The following is a 14,964-nucleotide window of genomic DNA, read 5'->3' as shown; positions in this document are numbered from 1 at the left end:
AGAGGGCTAATCATATATTTATTTAGAAAGTTGCTCGTGTATTTTTTGAATGAGGGAGCTCACATCATTTGTTTGAATATGTTTTATTTTTTTCCATTCGTTATCATACATAAATATAATTTGATTGTTGAAAAGACGCTTTTGTTCTTTTAGATTAGAAATTTTTGCGAAAGAGTACTCTTCAAATATTGGATTCTTACTTACATCTGGCCCATAAAAGAATAGTCTTTTGTTCGTTAAAATTAGCAATCCTGGCCTTGCGACGGAACGATAAATAAATATGTCTAATGAACATGCTGCGTAAAATAATATCGTTTCGTCAGTCGCTAATATGTTTTTAGTTTTGCTAAGTAAGGTTGTCATTGTGATCGCTCCTTTATTTTATTAACAATAATTTAATTGTAGCAAAAAAAGTAATATTTAGAAATTTTTATAAATCATTCTTATAAGGAGATTCCGATTTGTTAATAAACGCATAATATATGAAAAGGCTGTTAAGAATGAATAGTAGAATACCTATGATAAATAAGCAATTAATACAATATAAATGATTATCTACATTGACAAACTTAAGAGAATTCTATTATATTTAGTCATATAATACATTAAATCAATGACGGAACAAGTACGTTACAGTCCATTTATAGAGAGAAGCTTCCATATGGCTGAAAGAAGCTTTAAATGAAGGGTAACAGAAAGCTAATCCTGAGAGCAGCTAATCACTGCCGTCTTGCCACGTTACGGCACCATGAGGTGATGAATTGATTGTTATTGTAATCAATTCATAATTAGGGTGGTATCGCGAGTTAACTCTCGTCCCTTTTATAGGGACGGGAGTTTTTTATATTTAAGGAGGAAAATACAATGAAACAACTAACAGGCGCACAAATTCGTCAAATGTTTTTAGACTTTTTCCAAGAAAAAGGACATGCAGTAGAACCTAGTGCATCACTAGTTCCACATGAAGATCCATCTCTTCTATGGATTAATAGTGGTGTAGCTACATTAAAAAAATATTTTGATGGACGTGTAATCCCACAAAATCCACGTATTACAAATGCTCAAAAATCAATTCGTACAAACGATATTGAAAACGTAGGGAAAACAGCTCGTCACCATACATTCTTTGAAATGTTAGGAAACTTCTCAATTGGTGATTACTTCAAAGAAGAAGCAATTACATGGGCTTGGGAATTCTTAACGAGCGACAAATGGATCGGATTCGATAAAGAATTACTATCAGTTACAATCCATCCAGAAGATGAAGAAGCATTCACAATTTGGAATGAGAAAATGGGCGTTCCAAAAGAGCGTATTATCCGCTTAGAAGAAAACTTCTGGGATATCGGTGAAGGGCCAAGTGGACCGAATACAGAGATTTTCTATGACCGCGGAGAAGCTTACGGTAATGACTTTAGTGACCCAGAATTATATCCAGGCGGAGAAAACGAGCGTTACTTAGAAGTATGGAACCTTGTATTCTCTCAATTTAACCATAATCCAGACGGTTCATATACACCACTTCCTAAGAAAAACATTGATACAGGGATGGGTCTAGAGCGTATGACATCTATCGTTCAAGATGTACCTACGAACTTTGATACAGACCTATTCATGCCGATGATTGGTGCAACAGAAACAATTTCTGGTGAAAAATATCGTAATGGCGATTTAGAAAAAGATATGGCATTCAAAGTAATTGCTGACCATATCCGTACAGTAACATTCGCTGTTGGTGACGGTGCTCTTCCATCTAACGAAGGCCGTGGTTATGTATTACGTCGTTTATTACGCCGCGCTGTTCGTTATTCGAAGAAATTAAACATCAACCGTCCATTTATGTTTGAATTAGTACCGGTTGTTGGAGAAGTAATGAAAGACTTCTATCCAGAAGTACTTGAAAAGAAAGATTTCATTGCGAAAGTTGTGAAGAACGAAGAAGAGCGTTTCCATGAAACACTTCATGATGGTGAAGCGATTTTAGCTGAAGTAATTGCAAAAGCAAAAGAAGAAAAAACAACTGTTATTTCTGGAGTAGATGCGTTCCGTCTATATGACACATACGGTTTCCCAATTGAATTAACAGAAGAATATGCAGAAGAAGCTGGCATGACAGTTGATCATGAAGGTTTTGAAAATGAAATGGAAAAACAACGTGAGCGTGCACGTGCTGCTCGTCAAGACGTTGATTCTATGCAAGTTCAAGGTGGTGTCCTTGGAGAAATTAAAGTAGCGAGCGAATTCGTTGGTTACGGTACAGTTGCAACAGAAAGTAACGTTGTTGCACTTGTGAAAAACGGCGAATACACAGACAGCTTACAAGCTGGTGAAGAAGGACAGTTAATTCTTGATGTAACACCATTCTATGCTGAGAGTGGTGGACAAATTGCAGACCGTGGTTACCTTCTTGCAGATGGTGTGAAAGTTCTTGTAAAAGACGTACAAAAAGCACCAAACGGCCAAAACTTGCATAAAGTTGTTGTTGAAGAAGGTACATTAACGAAAGATGCGGCTGTAAAAGCTATTATCGATACGAAAAACCGTAGTAGCGTTGTAAAAAATCATACAGCAACTCACTTACTACACCAAGCATTAAAAGACGTACTTGGAACACACGTTAACCAAGCAGGTTCTCTTGTAACTTCTGAACGTCTACGTTTTGACTTCTCTCACTTCGGTCAAGTACAAGCTGACGAATTAGAAAAAATTGAGCGTATGGTAAACGAAAAAATTTGGGAAAGTATTGATGTTGAGATTTCTCAAAAAGCAATCGAAGAAGCGAAAGAAATGGGCGCAATGGCATTATTCGGTGAAAAATACGGAGATGTTGTACGCGTTGTACAAGTTGGCGATTACAGCTTAGAGCTTTGTGGTGGTTGTCACGTTGATAATACAGCTTCTATCGGTATTTTCAAAATCGTTGCTGAGTCTGGTATTGGTGCAGGAACTCGTCGTATTGAAGCAGTAACTGGTAAGTCTGCATACGAATTAATGAATGATCAAGTAGGTTTATTAAAAGAAGCAGCAGGAAAAATGAAAACAAATCCGAAAGATATTTTAACAAGAGTTGATGGTCTATTTGCTGAAGTGAAACAACTGCAAAAAGAAAATGAATCTCTTGCTGCGAAATTAAGCAATATCGAAGCTGGAAACTTAACTGATTCTGTAATGACAGTTGATGGTGTGAATGTATTAGCAGCGAAAGTAAATGTTGCAGATATGAACAACTTACGTACGATGATGGATGATCTGAAAAATAAATTAGAGTCAGCAGTTGTTGTATTAGCGTCTGTTAATGACGATAAAGTAAACATCCTAGCAGGTGTAACGAAAGACTTAATTAGCCAAGGTTACCATGCTGGTAAACTTGTGAAAGAAGTAGCTTCTCGTTGCGGCGGTGGCGGTGGTGGCCGTCCTGATATGGCACAAGCAGGCGGTAAAAACCCAGCTCAAGTCGAAGAAGCTTTAGCATTTGTACAAGAGTACGTTAAATCTGTTTCAAAATAAAGAGATAGTAGTGTACAATGGTAGGGAGAGGAGAAGTTCTTCTCCCTATACTTACTATATAAGTGAGGTGCTTGAAATGGACGGTTTTGATAAAACAATGAAGTTTAGCATTCAAGATGAAAAACAGAGTGTCCATGTAAATGATGTACTTTTAACTGTGTATGATGCACTTCAAGAAAAAGGCTATAATCCGATTAACCAAATCGTCGGTTATTTATTAAGTGGAGACCCAGCATACATACCTCGCCATAAAGATGCACGTAGCATCATTCGCAAGCTTGAACGTGATGAGTTAATTGAAGAGCTTGTGAAGTCTTACTTGAAACATCATCGTGAGGAGTAGTTTATGCGGATATTAGGTTTAGATGTAGGTACAAAAACAGTCGGAGTTGCAATTAGCGACGAGATGGGCTGGACAGCACAAGGATTAGAAACAATTAAGATTAACGAAGAACGAGGTCACTTTGGTTTTGATCGTATTTCTGAGTTAGTAAAGCAGTACAATGTGGACAAAATAGTAGTAGGTTTACCTAAAAATATGAATGGTACAATTGGCCCACGTGGTGAAGCGTGCCAACAATTTGCAGAAAACCTACGAGAGCTGTTACAATTAGACGTTGTAATGTGGGACGAGCGTTTGTCAACAATGGCAGCGGAACGTCTACTCATTTCAGCTGATGTAAGTCGTAAGAAGCGAAAACAAGTAATCGATAAGATGGCTGCAGTCGTAATCTTACAAGGATTTTTAGATAGAAAATAAGAGGTGACCAAAATGGAAGAACGTCAAATTACAATTGTAGACGAAAAAGGTAACGAACATTTATGTGAAATTATTTTCACTTTTGATGCTGACAAATTTGGTAAAAAATCATACGTAATCTTCTCTCCAATCGGTGAAGTAGATGAAGATGGAGACCCAATTTATGATGCAATGGCTTATGAGCAAAATGAAGAAGAGGGCGGAGTTTTACTTCCAATCGAATCAGAAGAAGAGTGGGAAATGGTACAAGAAACATTTAACACTATTGCTGATGAGCAAGAAGCTGAATAATAAGTACTGAAAAGATGGACGACATACAGTCCATCTTTTTTTTGTATTTATATGTAAAATGAAAGATTTTTTGTCGAAACTGTGTAAGTCTTTGTAGTATAATGAGACGGATTGTAGAAAAATAAAGTATCAATTAAAAAAGATAAGTGAATTTGTTGCGTTTTTACATCGTGCTGTATAGAAAGGTGTACATACGGTCTACAATTAAGTAAGGAGGAAATGTTTTGATAGAGAATCAAGTGAAAAAGAAGCGTAGACGCATCTTTTTATTTTCGATTATTGCACTGCTTTTAGTTTGTGGTTCAGTCTATGCGTATATTTCATCCGCATTAGGACCAGTTGATAGCGGGAATAAAAAAGAGATTGAAGTAGAAATTCCGAAAGGATCATCTACAAGTAAAATTGGAGAAATTTTAGAAGAAAAAGGCGCTGTAAAAAACGGTACAGTTTTTAGTTTTTATACAAAGGCTAAATCGAAAAGTTTACAAGCAGGTACATATTTATTAAATCCTTCAATGAATGCTGAAGATGTGATCGAACAAATGTCATCTGGCAACGTGCATCGTCCAGCTCTTTATAAAGTGACGATTAAAGAAGGGGCGCAAGTAACTGAAATTGCAGAAACGATTGCGACAGAACTAAAGTGGAATAAAGATGATGTTACGCGTCAATTAAACGATAAAGCATTTATTCAAAAAATGCAGCAAAAGTATCCGAAGTTATTAACGGATAAAATCTTTGATAGTAATATTAAATACCCATTAGAAGGTTATTTATATCCTGCAACGTATTCGTTTTATAAGAAAGATACGACGTTAGAAGAAATTGTAATTCCAATGCTTGAGAAAACAAATGCAATCATTGTTCAAAATGAGGCGAAAATGAAAGCGAAGAATTGGGATGTTCATCAGCTTTTAACATTATCTTCACTTATTGAAGAAGAGGCAACTGGTTTTACAGATCGTCAAAAGATCTCTAGTGTCTTTTATAATCGTTTAACAAAAGGTATGCCACTTCAAACGGATCCAACGGTATTATATGCACTTGGAAAGCATAAACAACGTGTATTATACGAAGATTTAAAGGTCAACTCACCGTATAATACGTATGTTGTAAAAGGATTGCCGGTAGGGCCGATCGCAAACTCTGGTAAACATTCAGTGGAAGCTGCGTTAGAACCTGCGCAAACAGATTATTATTATTTCTTAGCTGCACCAAGTGGTGAAGTGTATTATGCGAAAACATTAGAAGAGCATAATGCATTAAAGCAAAAATACATTACGAAAAAACAGTGAAATGGGGAGGGATAGCGAAAAAAGTCGCACATCCCTCTTTTTTGTGGTAAAATATATCGGGTTAAAAACTGGCAGAAGAATCGTTTTTAATATCAAAACGGGACGTACAAGCTAAGGGTAAAGCTGGCTTGTATTTTTATTGCATTCTATGTGTGAAAAGACGTCATAGAGGCACTTCTCCATGTAAATAAGGAGGACCATTTATGGAGGATGCAGTTAACGAGTACCTATTATCATTTATTGATCCGAAAGATAAATTAATTCTTGAAATGGAAGAATATGCAACAGAAAATCATGTGCCGATTATGGATCGACTTGGAATGGAATTTATGCTGCAATTTTTACGTTTAATTGGACCGAAAAGCATTTTAGAACTTGGAACAGCAATCGGTTATTCTAGTATTCGTATGATGCAAGCTATTCCAAATTCACGTATTGTGACAGTTGAGCGCAATCGTGAGAGATATGAAAAAGCACTTGAATATATAGAACGTTCCCCAGTAACAGATCGTATTTCAGTTATTTACGGTGATGCGTTAGAGACAGGTGAACAAGTAAAAGAACACGGGACATTTGACGTTATTTTTATTGATGCAGCAAAAGGACAGTATCGTCGCTTTTTTGACTTATATGAACCGTTATTAAATCCTGGTGGAGTAATTATTTCAGATAATGTTATGTACCACGGTCTTGTAACGACAAAAGAGAAAATTGAAAACAGACGTACACGTGGTTTAATCCGTCGTATTAAGACGTACAATGAGTGGCTTATGAATCATGAAGGATATGATACAACGATTTTCCCAATTGGTGATGGAGTAGCTGTTAGTAAAAAGAGAGGGTGACCAAGGTATGAAGAAACCTGAATTGTTAGTAACGCCAAGAGCGGTGGCGGATATCGAACCTCTTGCGAAAGCAGGAGCAGATGCGGTAATGATCGGTGAGCAAAAGTTTGGTTTACGTTTAGCAGGGGAGTTTTCACGTGAAGATGTAAAACAAACTGTGAAGATTGCACATGAAAATGGTGTGAAAGTATACGTAGCCATGAACGCTATGTTCCACAACGATAAAGTAGAAGAATTAACAGATTACGTTTCATTTTTAAACGAAGTAAATGTAGATGCAATTGTTTTCGGAGATCCAGCGGTATTAATGGCTGTTCGCGAAGTAGCACCAAATATGCAGTTGCACTGGAATACAGAAACGACAGCAACAAACTGGTTCACTTGTAACTACTGGGGACAAAGAGGAGCGAAGCGCGCTGTATTAGCTCGTGAGCTGAGCTTAGATGAAATTGTTGATTTAAAAGAAAATGCTGAAGTGGAACTAGAAGTACAAATTCACGGTATGACTTGTATGTTCCAATCGAAGCGTTCATTAGTAGGAAACTACTTTGAGTATCAAGGACGTAATCTTGACATTGAAAAGAAAAAATATGAAGAGAATATGTTCTTATATGACCCAGAGCGTAACAATAAATATCCAATTTATGAAGATGAAAATGGTACTCACATTATGAGTCCGAACGATATTTGTTTCATCGATGAATTAGAGGAACTAATCGAAGCTGAAGTTGATAGCTTAAAAATCGACGGTGTACTAAAAAGCTCTGAATACATTATTGAAGTAACGAAGAAATATCGTCAAGCGATTGATTTATGCGTAGAAGATCGTGATGCATATTATGACGTGAAAGATGATCTATATAAAGAAATAGAAGAAATGCAACCAGTAAATCGTCCGTTAGATACAGGATTCTTCTTTAAAGAAACGGTTTACTAAACGAGGAGGGTGTAGGAAATGACTGTACAAGAAATTTCACGAGTGATCGATGGCAAACGTGTTATTGTGAAGAAACCTGAACTGTTAATCCCTGCGGGTAACTTAGAAAAATTAAAAGTAGCTATCCATTACGGGGCAGATGCTGTATATTTAGGTGGACAAGAATTTGGTCTTCGTTCGAATGCAGGTAACTTTACGCTAGAAGAAATGGCAGAAGGCGTTGAGTTTGCAAAGAAGTATGGAGCAAAAATATACGTAACAACAAATATCTTTGCACATAATGAAAATATGGACGGGCTAGAGGAATATTTAAAAGGGATTGAAAAAGCTGGCGTAACGGGAATTATCGTTGCTGATCCGCTTATCATTGAGACTTGTAAACGCGTAGCGCCTTCTGTTGAGGTGCATTTAAGCACACAGCAATCACTATCCAACTGGAAAGCAGCACAGTATTGGAAAGAAGAAGGTTTACATCGTCTTGTATTAGCTCGTGAAGCAAGCTATGAAGAAATGAAAGAAATTAAAGAAAAAGTGGATATTGAAATTGAAGCATTCGTACATGGTGCAATGTGTATCGCATATTCAGGAAGATGCACATTAAGTAACCATATGACAGCGCGTGATTCTAATCGTGGTGGTTGTTGCCAATCTTGCCGCTGGGATTATGATTTAGTTCAAACAGTATCACAACATAAAGATGCAAAAGAGCTTCCTCTATTCCAAGAAGGAGATGCTCACTTTGCGATGAGTCCAAAAGATTTAAATTTAATTTTATCAATTCCGAAAATGATTGAAATCGGAATCGATAGCTTAAAGGTAGAAGGACGTATGAAATCAATCCATTACGTAGCGACTGTAGCAACTGTATATCGTAAAGTAATTGATGCTTATTGTGCGGATCCAGATAACTTTGAGTTTAAACAAGAATGGTTAGATGAGCTTGATAAATGTGCAAATCGTGATACAGCTCCTGCATTCTTTGAAGGGGTTCCAGGACATCAAGAGCAAATGTTTGGAAATCATAGTAAGAAAACAACGTATGATTTTGCTGGTTTAGTGTTAGATTATAATGAAGAAACGGGCATCGTAACGATTGAGCAACGTAATCATTTCAAACCAGGACATGAAGTGGAGTTCTTTGGACCAGAAATAGAAAACTTTACGCAAACGGTGGAGAAAATTTGGGATGAGGATGGAAACGAATTAGATGCAGCGAGACATCCGTTGCAAATCGTGAAATTCAAAGTGGATCAACGAGTGTATGTGAATAATATGATGCGCAAAAGCATACTTCAATAAGAAAGAGTGATAGTCGAATGGGGACGAATAAGCCTGTTGTAATTGGAATTGCTGGTGGTTCGGGATCAGGTAAAACGAGTGTAACGAAAGCGATTTTTGACCATTTTAAAGGTCATTCTATTTTAATCTTAGAGCAAGATTATTATTACAAAGATCAAAGCCATTTACCAATGGAAGAGCGTTTAAAAACAAATTATGATCATCCGCTTGCGTTTGATAATGATCTGTTAATTGAACATTTGCAGCAGTTGCTTGCATATGAGCAAATTGATAAGCCTGTATATGACTATACATTGCATACGCGTTCAGAAGAAATTATTCCAGTTGAGCCGAAAGATGTAATTATTTTAGAAGGAATTCTTATTTTAGAAGACCCACGTCTTTGCAAGTTAATGGACATTAAATTATTCGTTGATACGGATGCTGACCTTCGTATTCTGCGTCGCATGCAGCGTGATATTAAAGAGCGCGGTCGTACGATGGATTCAGTTATTGATCAGTACGTAAATGTTGTACGTCCAATGCACAATCAATTTATTGAGCCTTCTAAGAAATTTGCGGATATTATTATCCCTGAAGGTGGACAAAACCACGTTGCAATTGATATTATGGTGACAAAAATTGCAACAATTCTTGAACAAAAAGTAAATTTGTAATAGCATAGTAAAAGATATACGGTAGGAAGGGATTTTTTCCCTTCCTATCGAATACAATGAAACATGCAACCTCATCTATATATAGGTGAGGGCATATTTATATCAACTTTCCATACATATCTTCTTTATATAAAGAAGAATTGGAAATACGGGGTTGTATGTGACAACTCCGCTAGTGCAAGGGTACTAGAAACCTCCGCTAACAATGGAAGCGGAGGAGTTTTCATATGGAACTCCTCTTTTTTTCGGGGGATTGGTATATAAAAGGAGTGGAAAATATGTCAACAGAAAAAACATACCCTATGACGCAAGAGGGTAAGCAAAAACTAGAGAACGAACTTGAGCAATTAAAAACAGTAAGACGTAAAGAAGTAGTAGAACGTATTAAAATCGCACGTAGCTTCGGGGACCTTTCTGAGAACTCTGAGTACGATGCAGCGAAAGATGAGCAAGCGTTCGTAGAAGGACGTATTACACAATTAGAAAATATGATTCGTAACGCAGTTATCATTAAAGATACTGGCGAAGTATCTACTGTTGTTACATTAGGTAAAACAGTAACATTTAAAGAATTACCAAATGGAGATGAAGAAGCGTACACAATCGTAGGTAGCGCGGAAGCTGACCCATTTGAAGGAAGAATTTCTAACGATTCTCCAATCGCAAAAAGCTTATTAGGTAAGCAAATTGGTGAGAAAGTAACAATCCAAACACCAGGCGGAGAAATGCAAGTAGAGATTGTCTCTGTAAAATAAAAAAAAGATTCTCCTATCGGGAGAATCTTTTTTTTATCCCGCTATTTGCCAGGCAGTAAGACCACTATCTCAAACTTCAGCGGAAGTAAAGAAGTTAGGTGGGCGTCGGACTGCTCGTAAACGCCCGCTTGGTGAGGGCTAATTAAAGTTTCACTTTATCTGTAGAATAGAAAAAATTGTGTAAACCTTAGAGTGATTCGACAAAAAATGTCAAAAAAACATTTTAAACTTTGATATCATAATTGGAGAATATAGGTTTCAAAAGGGAAAAGGGGCTAATTATGAAACATAAAATCTTTACAGGATTGGTTTGTAGTATCTCTATATTAGGACTTGCTGCCTGCGGAACGAAAGAGGAAACTACATCATCAAAGGGAGAAAAAGTGAAGCAAGAAGAAAAACAGGATATTAAAGCAACTGAGAGTTCAAAAGCCTTAGCAAATCCACAAGATAAAAAGGAATTCAATGATTTTGATGTAGCGTATCAATTAGCTATTGTGATGAAAATATTTCAAGATGTAACGATTAAGTACGATTATGCGATTGGGAATCCAGATTATTTATTGCGAGATTCGATGGATCAAAAAACAATAGATGATATGAAGAATATGTTACAAGAACAGGCGAAAAATAATGATAAAATTTTAAAAGATGAAGTGAATCAAGCATATACATATTTAAAACAATCGAAAGTAAGTAATAAAGATGACGTTCAAAAAATAATAGATGCACAAAATAATTATTTACATATTGTAGATAAGATGATTACTTGTATTGATTCTGTAACAGTTGAGAATGCAAAAGAAAAAAGAAATGAAATGGATAATTTCAGTAAGGACTATTTAAAAGTAGCGGCTAATGTAACAACTACTGTAATTGAAGTTGCTAAAAACACTGGAGTGAATGAAACTGAATTTAAATCGCTTCTTACGAAATTTTTAGAGAAGCCAAAAAAACAATAATAGCTTTATATAATATCTATTTTTGTTTTGGAGCTTGTATAAATAAAATAGTACCTCGTCTAAACTACAATAGACGAGGTGTTTTTTATGAAAATAAAACGGAGAATTACAATTGTTTTAATTTGTTTTATGAGCGTTATGTTTTTATTGCTTTGTCGTTTAATCCAAATTCAAATTATAGATACAGAATCATTTACTGATCGCAAAATAAATTTAATTGAAAAAAGTGTTACGCAACGCACACAATCCATTACAGTAGACGATGGACGTGGGCAGTTTATAGATCGTAATGGTAAAGAAATAGGTGAGGAAAAATATCCTGTTTTAATTATTTTTCCATTTTTACAAATAAAAAATGACATGTTAGAGAAAATCGCGCATATCATTGGTGTGTCGAGACAAGAGATTAGAAGACAAATGAAAAATAACAAAAATGCATTTACCCTACAAGGAGAAACTGCTCCATTTCGAGTGACACGAGAACAGATGGAGAAGGTAAATGAATTACATGTATTAGGTATTGTAGCAGCTGAAGTGCGATTAAAACAAACTGGAGAGATAAGTCATTTAATTGGTGATGTAGGGGAGAACGAAAGAGAATTTCAAAAGCGATATGGAGAATTGAAAAAAATTTCAAAACAAACGCCGATAGGTATTTCAGGATTACAGAAATCATTTGATGAATTTCTATTGACTGATGGAGAGGCAAAAGTATTATATCAAGTAGATCGGCAAGGAGAACCAATTTTCGGAAAGCAAGCGAAATACACTTCACCAGGAAATCCATTTTATCCAGTTAGGATTCAAACTACTTTACATAAAGAGTTGCAGCAAAAAGCAGAAGAAGTGATTGAAGCAAACGAAATAAAGAAGGGGGGATTAGTATTACTTGATGTAAAGACAAATGAAATATTAGCGATGGTTAGTAAGCCGTCTTTACAAGTAAGGGATGAGAATTTATATAAAACTACACTTGAAAATCAAATGTTAACGCCACATTTTCCAGGCTCTGTTTTTAAAACAGTAGTTGCAGCTGCAGTCATTGATCAAAAAGTAAATTTGTTTAATCGGACATTTAACTGTAATAAAGATTTATATGGTGAAAACGACCCGCAAGTTAGGATGGGTACGCTTAACTTTAAAGAGAGCTTTGCTAGGAGCTGTAACAGGACATTTTCCGAGTTAGGTAACGAGCTATTACAAAAGGATAGGACGGTGTTAGAAACATACGTAGCAGCTCTAGGAGCAAATGAAAAGGTTGGATGGAAAGGTTCTGTATTTCATACACCTCATTTTGAGCAAATGCCAGAAGAGAAAGGCACTACTATTTGGGGGAATGAAGAAAATAAAAGTAATAAAAAAGCGGTAGAACAAACAGCGATTGGACAGAAAGATGTACGTATATCACCTCTAGCAATTGCAAATATGATGGCGACGATTGCGAGGAATGGAGAAAAGATGGAAGTGAAAGCTGTTGAAAAAATAGTATATAAAAATGGAGCGGATTTTTTTACATTTGAGAGCCATACGTTAAATGGAAAACAGCTTTCGTATGAAACAGTGAAAACATTACAAGAGTTATTAAGAGGCGTTGTAACAAGGGAGAAAGGAACAGGAACGGCATTCCGTTCGTTGCCACTAAGTGTCGCTGGAAAATCCGGGACAGCGCAAACGGGGAAAGGGACGAGGGTGAATCGCTGGTTTGCAGGTTATTTTCCGTATGAGAATCCAAGATATGCTTTAGTTGTTGTTGATCTAGAGACTGATAGCAAAGTGAATAAAGTTACACCTACTTTTAAAGATATGGTGGGAGCAATCTATCAATTAGAGAATGAAAAGTAATCTTGCAATTTATAGTGAAATGTCTTCATTTCATGAAAATATCATTGTAAATGTTCAACCTTTCTAGATTTAATGTTACAATAGCAATTAGGAAAAACTGCATGGAGGTTTGGAGAATGGCAGGAGGATCAAGATTCCAACAGAAACAACAAAAACGTCGTCAAAACGGTGTTTTAAATATTGCAATCGCTATTGTATTACTATTAGTAGCTATTGTAGCATATCAATTGTTCGTTCCTAGTACGAAAGAGCAAGCATCTTCTACTGATAAGAAAGTCTCTCAACAAACAACAAAGAATGAGAAAGCTGGAAAATCAGAAGATAAAGAATCTGCTAAGAAAAAAGAAAAAGAACAAGAGCAAGCAGAAGCTAAGAAAAAAGCTGAAGAAGAGAAGCTAAAGGCTGAAGAAGAACAGAAAAAAGCTGAAGAAGAAGCGAAAGCTAACGAGAAAGTATCAGCTGAAAAAACTGTATCTAAGGCAAAAGAGGCTTACACAAAACCTTCTTGGAAAGCTGTAGGAACAGAACAAGGTTCATCACCGGCGATGACGTTTAAACAAGGGTCATCAGATTGGAATGAGATGCAAAGTGCAATTGCTGCAGGTGTTGAGATACCGAAAGAGCAATTAGTATTCCATTTTGTTGGAAGAGACAAAACTGGAAAGAGCAAAGCTTATGGTGATGTTCAAGATAAGCAAAGTGGGAAAAGATATTACGTAAATATTGATTGGGTAGACAATGAGGGCTGGAAACCAGTACTTGTTCAAACTCTAAACTAAAAAAGAGAAGCTCCTTAGGAGCTTCTCTTTTTTGTTAACGCAATTTCTTTAATTTAAAATGAACAACCGCGCTATAATACGGTCTTTTGCTTTCAGGATCCATAACCATTTGATGAGAGATGTGATGAACTTCAAGCATAAGTGCTTTATTATTATCGATTTGTTCACTAATTTTTCGTTCTAAAGAAGCTAAGTCTCCCGCTTCAAAAAATTCTACTTTATCTTCTAACATTTCAAAGGTAAATGACATGAAGACGGCCCCTCTCCTATGTAATAAACTATAGTGTAACAAAGAAAAGAAGGAAATACCATGTACATTTCAATTGACATTTTTAGAAAGAGGGAATATCATACTGATAAAACCGATAAGAAAAAGGGGAATTTTTATGGGCACAGAATTTAATGGTTTATTTGATGAGTGGGCTCATACGTACGACTCATTCGTACAAGGCGAGGATATACAATATAAAGAAGTTTTCGCCCATTATGAGGATATTCTAGAGGATGTAGTTAACAAGTCATTTGGTAATGTATTAGAATTTGGTGTCGGTACAGGTAATTTAACAAATAAATTATTACTTGCTGGCCGCACAGTTTACGGTATAGAACCGTCGCGTGAAATGCGTATGATTGCAAAAGAGAAATTGCCAAAAGAATTTTCGATTACAGAAGGTGATTTTCTTTCGTTTGAAGTCCCAAATTCAATTGATACCATTGTAAGCACCTATGCATTTCATCATTTAACAGATGATGAAAAAAATGTAGCGGTTGCGAAGTATAGTCAATTGCTAAACAAAGGTGGTAAAATAGTGTTTGCTGATACGATATTTGCAGATCAAGATGCATATGATAAGACTGTTGAAACAGCAAAACAAAGAGGTTTTCACCAGTTAGCAAACGATTTGCAAACGGAATACTATACACGTATTCCAGTTATGCAGACTATTTTTGAAAACAATGGCTTCCATGTAACGTTTACGAGATTAAATCATTTCGTTTGGGTAATGGAGGCAACTAAGCAATAGAAAGAGGGATT

General features: G+C 36.1%; 16 protein-coding genes and 1 other annotated feature. Of the genes, 14 read left to right on the top strand and 2 right to left on the bottom strand.

Annotated elements, in window-relative coordinates:
* Positions 1 to 18 precede the first annotated feature (18 nt).
* Positions 19 to 363: a PH domain-containing protein gene (locus tag ACX9TM_RS22175; protein ID WP_065382168.1), complete on the bottom strand. Its 345-nt coding sequence runs from the start codon at positions 361 to 363 to the stop codon at positions 19 to 21.
* A 241-nt stretch (positions 364 to 604) separates the two neighbouring features.
* Positions 605 to 824: a binding site (T-box leader), on the top strand.
* Positions 825 to 864: 40 nt separating this feature from the next.
* Between ACX9TM_RS22175 and alaS the strand changes: the two genes are divergently transcribed.
* From alaS to ACX9TM_RS22110, 13 genes are all read left to right on the top strand, one after another.
* Positions 865 to 3,507 carry an alanine--tRNA ligase gene (gene alaS / locus ACX9TM_RS22170; protein WP_000811825.1) on the top strand — a complete coding sequence of 881 codons (2,643 nt, stop codon included), beginning with the start codon at positions 865 to 867 and terminating at the stop codon, positions 3,505 to 3,507.
* A 76-nt stretch (positions 3,508 to 3,583) separates the two neighbouring features.
* Positions 3,584 to 3,850 (top strand): IreB family regulatory phosphoprotein, encoded by a 267-nt coding sequence (locus tag ACX9TM_RS22165; RefSeq protein WP_000348590.1) that lies wholly within the window; start codon positions 3,584 to 3,586, stop codon positions 3,848 to 3,850.
* A gap of 3 nt (positions 3,851 to 3,853) precedes the next feature.
* On the top strand, positions 3,854 to 4,267 hold the full coding sequence (ruvX, locus tag ACX9TM_RS22160; protein ID WP_001221192.1) for a Holliday junction resolvase RuvX: 414 nt from the start codon (positions 3,854 to 3,856) through the stop codon (positions 4,265 to 4,267).
* 12 nt (positions 4,268 to 4,279) lie between these two features.
* Positions 4,280 to 4,558: a DUF1292 domain-containing protein gene (locus tag ACX9TM_RS22155; protein ID WP_000392730.1), complete on the top strand. Its 279-nt coding sequence runs from the start codon at positions 4,280 to 4,282 to the stop codon at positions 4,556 to 4,558.
* Positions 4,559 to 4,782: 224 nt separating this feature from the next.
* A complete protein-coding gene (gene mltG, locus ACX9TM_RS22150) occupies positions 4,783 to 5,853 on the top strand; it encodes an endolytic transglycosylase MltG (protein ID WP_000572139.1) in 1,071 nt (356 codons plus the stop codon).
* A gap of 203 nt (positions 5,854 to 6,056) precedes the next feature.
* Complete coding sequence (locus ACX9TM_RS22145; RefSeq protein ID WP_000389102.1) at positions 6,057 to 6,698, top strand: O-methyltransferase; 642 nt, start codon at positions 6,057 to 6,059, stop codon at positions 6,696 to 6,698.
* A 7-nt stretch (positions 6,699 to 6,705) separates the two neighbouring features.
* On the top strand, positions 6,706 to 7,635 hold the full coding sequence (locus tag ACX9TM_RS22140) for a peptidase U32 family protein (protein WP_000742801.1): 930 nt from the start codon (positions 6,706 to 6,708) through the stop codon (positions 7,633 to 7,635).
* Positions 7,636 to 7,653: 18 nt separating this feature from the next.
* Complete coding sequence (locus ACX9TM_RS22135; protein ID WP_000217974.1) at positions 7,654 to 8,934, top strand: peptidase U32 family protein; 1,281 nt, start codon at positions 7,654 to 7,656, stop codon at positions 8,932 to 8,934.
* A 17-nt stretch (positions 8,935 to 8,951) separates the two neighbouring features.
* A complete protein-coding gene (udk, locus tag ACX9TM_RS22130) occupies positions 8,952 to 9,590 on the top strand; it encodes a uridine kinase (RefSeq protein ID WP_065382169.1) in 639 nt (212 codons plus the stop codon).
* 278 nt (positions 9,591 to 9,868) lie between these two features.
* A complete protein-coding gene (gene greA, locus ACX9TM_RS22125) occupies positions 9,869 to 10,345 on the top strand; it encodes a transcription elongation factor GreA (protein WP_000102591.1) in 477 nt (158 codons plus the stop codon).
* A 281-nt stretch (positions 10,346 to 10,626) separates the two neighbouring features.
* On the top strand, positions 10,627 to 11,307 hold the full coding sequence (locus ACX9TM_RS22120; RefSeq protein ID WP_000680871.1) for a hypothetical protein: 681 nt from the start codon (positions 10,627 to 10,629) through the stop codon (positions 11,305 to 11,307).
* A gap of 87 nt (positions 11,308 to 11,394) precedes the next feature.
* Positions 11,395 to 13,149, top strand: a complete 1,755-nt coding sequence (locus tag ACX9TM_RS22115; RefSeq protein WP_065382170.1) for a peptidoglycan D,D-transpeptidase FtsI family protein — start codon at positions 11,395 to 11,397, stop codon at positions 13,147 to 13,149.
* 116 nt (positions 13,150 to 13,265) lie between these two features.
* Entirely contained in the window at positions 13,266 to 13,928 is a 663-nt protein-coding gene (locus tag ACX9TM_RS22110) for a YrrS family protein (protein WP_000897098.1), read from the top strand.
* Positions 13,929 to 13,962: 34 nt separating this feature from the next.
* Here the strand turns inward: ACX9TM_RS22110 and ACX9TM_RS22105 are convergent, their stop codons facing one another.
* The gene (locus ACX9TM_RS22105) at positions 13,963 to 14,178 is read right to left on the bottom strand and encodes a YrzA family protein (protein WP_000010984.1); all 216 of its coding nucleotides are present in this window, start codon (positions 14,176 to 14,178) and stop codon (positions 13,963 to 13,965) included.
* Between the two features lie 136 nt (positions 14,179 to 14,314).
* Here ACX9TM_RS22105 and ACX9TM_RS22100 point away from each other — a divergent pair, with 136 nt between their 5' ends.
* Entirely contained in the window at positions 14,315 to 14,953 is a 639-nt protein-coding gene (locus ACX9TM_RS22100; RefSeq protein WP_000536323.1) for a class I SAM-dependent DNA methyltransferase, read from the top strand.
* Positions 14,954 to 14,964: the final 11 nt, after the last annotated feature.

Source organism: Bacillus sp. LH1, from assembly GCF_057924895.1.
The sequence above is the reverse complement of the archived record's forward strand: the minus strand, read 5'-3'. Positions and strand labels throughout refer to the sequence as shown.

Bases quoted from the DNA above. Each gene is read 5' to 3' on its own strand.
- ACX9TM_RS22145 (WP_000389102.1), top strand. From the start codon at position 6,057: ATGGAGGATGCAGTTAACGAGTACCTATTATCATTTATTGATCCGAAA.
- ACX9TM_RS22100 (WP_000536323.1), top strand. From the start codon at position 14,315: ATGGGCACAGAATTTAATGGTTTATTTGATGAGTGGGCTCATACGTAC.
- udk (WP_065382169.1), top strand. From the start codon at position 8,952: ATGGGGACGAATAAGCCTGTTGTAATTGGAATTGCTGGTGGTTCGGGA.
- ACX9TM_RS22135 (WP_000217974.1), top strand. From the start codon at position 7,654: ATGACTGTACAAGAAATTTCACGAGTGATCGATGGCAAACGTGTTATT.
- greA (WP_000102591.1), top strand. From the start codon at position 9,869: ATGTCAACAGAAAAAACATACCCTATGACGCAAGAGGGTAAGCAAAAA.
- ACX9TM_RS22120 (WP_000680871.1), top strand. From the start codon at position 10,627: ATGAAACATAAAATCTTTACAGGATTGGTTTGTAGTATCTCTATATTA.
- ACX9TM_RS22155 (WP_000392730.1), top strand. From the start codon at position 4,280: ATGGAAGAACGTCAAATTACAATTGTAGACGAAAAAGGTAACGAACAT.
- ACX9TM_RS22110 (WP_000897098.1), top strand. From the start codon at position 13,266: ATGGCAGGAGGATCAAGATTCCAACAGAAACAACAAAAACGTCGTCAA.
- ACX9TM_RS22105 (WP_000010984.1), bottom strand. From the start codon at position 14,178: ATGTCATTTACCTTTGAAATGTTAGAAGATAAAGTAGAATTTTTTGAA.
- ACX9TM_RS22115 (WP_065382170.1), top strand. From the start codon at position 11,395: ATGAAAATAAAACGGAGAATTACAATTGTTTTAATTTGTTTTATGAGC.
- ACX9TM_RS22165 (WP_000348590.1), top strand. From the start codon at position 3,584: ATGGACGGTTTTGATAAAACAATGAAGTTTAGCATTCAAGATGAAAAA.
- ACX9TM_RS22175 (WP_065382168.1), bottom strand. From the start codon at position 363: ATGACAACCTTACTTAGCAAAACTAAAAACATATTAGCGACTGACGAA.
- ACX9TM_RS22140 (WP_000742801.1), top strand. From the start codon at position 6,706: ATGAAGAAACCTGAATTGTTAGTAACGCCAAGAGCGGTGGCGGATATC.
- ruvX (WP_001221192.1), top strand. From the start codon at position 3,854: ATGCGGATATTAGGTTTAGATGTAGGTACAAAAACAGTCGGAGTTGCA.
- alaS (WP_000811825.1), top strand. From the start codon at position 865: ATGAAACAACTAACAGGCGCACAAATTCGTCAAATGTTTTTAGACTTT.